We start from the raw sequence: 4,117 nt of genomic DNA, 5'->3' as shown, positions 1-4,117 counted from the left end.
GGCTGAGGGTGGAAGGCCGGCATAGGGGTAGAGAGGGGGCTGTGGTTGGGCGGGCGGCACCGTCAGCGAGCTATCGGCTAGGGTAGGCGATGCCGGTGAGAGTTCCAGAGCGGAGCCTGGATGGAGGCCGGCGCTGGCGGATGGCGTGGCAGAAGCAAACGAAGAGAGACGGCGTCCACCTTCGCCGCTAGGAAGTGAGGGAAGGGGCTGGCCTTCCGTTTCTGGCAGCAAGGGCGCAGGAGTGAAGGGGCGAGCGACAGCGCCTTCCTCCACTGCCGGCGTTGCTACAGCCACTGAGACAGGGACGGCAGCTTCGAGGGACTCTTCCAGCGCCTTCAGCTCCATATAGAGAGCTTCGGGTCTATTGATATGCTGGGGATGATCACGCATGACAGCGCGAGCGATGAGGTCGCATAGCTCTGGGGGGGCAGTGCGCAGAAAGCGCAGGCGACCGTCGGGTGGTGGTTCAACACTCGTCGCGCCGGCGGAGCGTCCCGCCAGCAACTGGTAGAGCAGGAGGCCGGCGGCGCGGGTATCGTCATCGAGGCGGCCTTCACTCGCCTGGCCCCAAGGCAATTCCTGATCGGAGAGAACGATACCGGCGGCACCGACTACGCTCCAGGCGCTAAAATAGGCGACATCGCTGGGCAGAGCGAAATTATTGACGCGCAGGAAGCCCTGTCGATCGCGTAGAATCGCAGAGGGCGTGAGGTCGCCGTGGCAGACGCGGCGTGTGCCGCTTGCAGCGTAGACCAAGGCCTGACAAAGCTGGCAGCCAAGTTCAATCACCTCAAGAGGGGAGAGCTGGCGCTGAAGCAGCGCTGTGAAATCCTCGCCCTCGACATATTCCTGCACCACATAGAGCTGATCGCCCTCGCCGACGATATCGTAGAGGCCCACGATATGCGGGTGGGAAAACTGAGCTGTCATGCGCAAGGCGGTGCGGTAGACAGACACCTGCGACGGGGGCACCGCCTTCACAGCGACAGGGCGCTGCAGTACCTGGTCCAGGCCCTGATAGACGGTGCAAAAAGGTCCCTGCTTAATCACGCGTCGCAGCAGGTAACGCCTGCAAATGACCCGGCCTGTTTCCACAATCGATGCCTCTTTATCAATCAAAGCGATTACAGATCCTGGAGAGCCAGCGTCACCGCCCCGACAAGGCTTGCCTGGGGGCCCAGCTTGCCCTGAACGATGCGCAGATGCTGGCTAGCCGCGGGCAGACAGAGCGTGCGCAGGCGCTCGCGCAGGGGAGCGATCAGGGGTTCCCCTACGAGCGCGACCGACCCGCCTAAGATGATCATACCGGGATTGACAAGATGAACGATATTGGCCAGAGCGAAGGCTAGGTAAGTCAGCACCTCGTCGATCAAGCAACGAGCCACTTCGTCGCCCTCGGCAGCCAACTCGAAGACCTGTCCTACCGTGATGCGCTCGGCGCGTCCGTCGGTGAGGCGGTGAATAGCTGCCAGCGTCTCTGGATGTTCGACAGCGCGCCCGATCATCGTGCGAACGATGGCCTGAGCAGAAGCGATGGCCTCGAGGTGGCCATAGCCGCCACATGAGCATTTCGGTCCATTGTGCATCACCAGCAGGTGGCCAATCTCGCCTGCGGTCGAGGTGACACCGTGATAGATGCGGCCATTCACGATCAGGCCGCCACCAATGCCGCGCCCCAGTCCCACGTAGAGGGCCACGCGCTCCCCGATGCCGGCTCCGTAGAGCACTTCGGCCAGCGCGGCGGCGTTCGCGTTATTGTCGATGATACAGGGCACATTCAGGCGCTCAGCCAGGTAATCCTGCAGGGGAAAGTTATCCCAGCCACGCGCGTGGTAAAGCGTCCGTACAATCCCCTGTGAGGCGTCAACCGGCCCGCCCACGGCAACGCCCACGCGTAGCACACGCCCACCGCGCAGGCGTTCGGGGGCCAACACCTCCGTTAGCATGGCCTCCAGCAACTGGAGCAAGGTTGTCGTATCGGGAATATACTCCAGTGGGCGGCGTAGCTGATAGAGAATGTTGCCATCCAGGTCGGCCAGCGCCACCGATTGGCGTGTGCCGCTGCCGCTGATCTCAATCCCTACTACATAGCCCTGAGTCGCCAGCAGCTTACCGGTTGATCTTGGCGCCTGGCTGCTGCCTTGTATAGACACGCTCTGTCTCCTCTTGCGGGCTTGCCTGGTGCTGCCGGTGTGGCAGGAGAAGGGAGAGCAACAGAACAGCCTAAGGCCGCAGCGAGAAGATCCGCCAGCTAACTGCTCCTCGGAGAGAGCCGGCTCTGTCGGCGCTGGCCTTCCTGGGCAGCTTGCCCGCGCTGCTGCTCTGCTCGCTTCCTTTCTTGGCTTGCTTGCAGTGCTTCCCTACTCACGCCCTGGCGCTGCCTCGCCCTGCCCGCCAGCGGGGGATGGGCCATTCCAGGAATCCTGATTGCTCCCTTGTTACAGGCAGTGCTCTCTAGATGAACGAGACAGCGGCTTCAGTATATCATAAGAAATGCCTCACGCAAAGTACGTTAGGATGGCTGTCTTACCTCAGCTTGCTCGCATCGGCCCACTCGATTGGCCGTACTCTGGCTTCTGTCCTCTTGCTGGCTTGCAGGGGAAAAAGGCTGACCGCTACAATTGGATGCAGAGTGAAGAGTCGTTCTGGTCAAGTGCAAGCAGGGGGTGGCCTGCTTGTAGACGATCGGGCTGCACTATTTGATGATCTGCGAGGGAGTGCGATGGTCTCATCTGCGCTCGCTGAGCCGCGCACCTTTGTGGGGCGGGGCCTCAGCCCAATGAAACGCTTGGTGACGGCGGTAGCCTTGTTTGCCATCACTTTGGCGGTGCTGCTCATTGCCCTGCGCGAGGGCCTGTCTGCGATTGGCAGCACCATCGCGGCCTTGCTCTTTATTGCTGGCTTTATCTATTATCTGTGGATTATTGCCCCGCGGCCCTTTACCATTACGGTCAGCGCGGAGGAGATTGTGAAGCGCGACCAACATGGCGAGGTGGTAGCTCTGCGTTGGGAGGAGCTGGCGCGCGTCAAAGAGGAGTTCTTCCCCAATGGAACGCGCATTAGTCTGACGCTCTACCGCCGCCCAGCTACCGCCGAGGGGAGCAAGGCGAGTAGCCAGCCAGTCCGCGTCTGGGTAGTCTATCGCGATGATGTCGATGATTTGGACGGACTGGCTGCTCTTGTACAACAACTAAAGCCTGATGACTGCCGATGGGAGAGCGCCAGAGTCCATGAGTGATGCCTATGGCAGTCAGGCAGCGCCCGTAGACTCTGGCGGTTGCTCCCCCACTGGCTCCAGCCGGTCTCTTGCTGGGTAGAATAGAAGTGCTGCTCCCGCTTGATCTGTCGCCGCACGGGTCTGACGCTGCGGCTCGGCAGCAGCGGCTTTTTATAGGCTGATCACCTTAAAGCTTGTGACGATGAGCTGAAAGCCGAAGCAGGAGAGACCCACCTGTGTGGTTGTAAGATAGCGATTATCTGTGACTGCCAATGCCTGGCCGCCGTCGATCAAGAGCCTAAGGCTGTTATCTTTGACTTCGACACGGTAGATGTGACTGCGGTTCCCAGGGTTGAACGGGACTGTAGCCAGGATCTGACCGCTGGTGCTCAGTGAAGAATAGCTGTTGGCGGCGATGATCGCCTGGTAGGGGTTGGTTTCGAACTCTCTATAGGTGATAGCTGCGATATAGCCACGCCAGGGATCCTGCGTGGGGTCGCCGCGTACCGTGATGCCAAAGCCATCGTTGTCGGTGTCATTCGAGGAGATGATTTGAATGGTGGCTTCTACTGCATAGTTGGCGACGCCGTCGAGCGAGCAGGGGGCCCCGATCGTCGGCTGCAGGGATGCGTCGTCGTTTGTACCGTCGTTCAGTAGCTGACCGTTGAAAACTTTCCAATCGGCAGAGCCGGACCAGCCCTTCCAGCCTTGGGTCGCATCAGCCTGGCAGAGAGTGGTTCCAGGGGCTGGCTGCGTGGTTGGCGAAGGCGTCGGCTCGGTTGACGAGGTGGTCGCTGTGCCGCTGGGTGATGTCGACCCCTGGCCCTGGCTTCCCTGGGTCGCTCCGGTCCCTGCATTAGATCTGTCTCTTAAACAAAACAGACGCAGCCGACGAAAAAT

3 protein-coding genes and 1 pseudogene are annotated in these 4,117 nt (G+C 60.7%); 1 reads left to right on the top strand and 3 read right to left on the bottom strand.

Annotation, left to right across the window (positions count from 1 at the left end):
* Positions 1-1,119, bottom strand: a 1,119-nt coding sequence (locus tag IRZ24_RS17545; protein WP_297167085.1) for a protein kinase, incomplete at its 3' end; no start/stop codon positions are given.
* A 5-nt stretch (positions 1,120-1,124) separates the two neighbouring features.
* Positions 1,125-2,153: an ROK family protein gene (locus tag IRZ24_RS17540; protein ID WP_297167082.1), complete on the bottom strand. Its 1,029-nt coding sequence runs from the start codon at positions 2,151-2,153 to the stop codon at positions 1,125-1,127.
* Between the two features lie 569 nt (positions 2,154-2,722).
* Here IRZ24_RS17540 and IRZ24_RS17535 point away from each other — a divergent pair.
* Entirely contained in the window at positions 2,723-3,238 is a 516-nt protein-coding gene (locus tag IRZ24_RS17535) for a hypothetical protein (RefSeq protein ID WP_297167079.1), read from the top strand.
* 150 nt (positions 3,239-3,388) lie between these two features.
* On the opposite strand, the pseudogene IRZ24_RS17530 reads toward IRZ24_RS17535, so the two are convergent.
* Positions 3,389-4,117: pseudogene (locus IRZ24_RS17530) on the bottom strand (hypothetical protein); the annotation flags it as partial.

Source organism: Thermogemmatispora sp. (assembly GCF_019683755.1).
Lineage (GTDB): Bacteria > Chloroflexota > Ktedonobacteria > Ktedonobacterales > Ktedonobacteraceae > Thermogemmatispora.
Note: the sequence above shows the minus strand (reverse complement) of the source record. Positions and strands in the feature narration are given on the sequence as shown.

Bases quoted from the DNA above. Each gene is read 5' to 3' on its own strand.
- IRZ24_RS17535 (WP_297167079.1), top strand. From the start codon at position 2,723: ATGGTCTCATCTGCGCTCGCTGAGCCGCGCACCTTTGTGGGGCGGGGC.